This window comes from Streptomyces sp. AC550_RSS872 (assembly GCF_019049285.1).
In the GTDB taxonomy this organism is placed as follows: domain Bacteria; phylum Actinomycetota; class Actinomycetes; order Streptomycetales; family Streptomycetaceae; genus Streptomyces.
Genome location: NZ_JAGMUL010000065.1, coordinates 1 through 244 on the forward strand (window position 1 = coordinate 1; position 244 = coordinate 244).

1 pseudogene is annotated in these 244 nt (G+C 75.4%); it reads right to left on the reverse strand.

Annotated elements, in window-relative coordinates:
* Positions 1-244, reverse strand: a pseudogene (locus tag KUM44_RS26760) (succinylglutamate desuccinylase/aspartoacylase family protein); the annotation flags it as partial.

The window sequence follows — 244 nt, forward strand, 5'->3', positions numbered from 1 at the left end:
CGCCGCCGGACCAGACCCATGCGCGGATCGGTGCCGGGGTGGAGCCGTCCTGGTCGAGGACGCCCAGGTGGCGCAGTGCCTTCAGCAGGCCGTCGACGCGGCGGAGGGCGGTGGCCTCGTCCCGCTGGCCGAGCTGGCCCACCTCGACGAGGACCGCCGAGATGCCCCGGCGGGCGGCGGCCGCGTGGCTGTTGCCACCCTCGGGCGTCAGCCCGATGATGACGTCCTCGATGCCGAAGGAGCC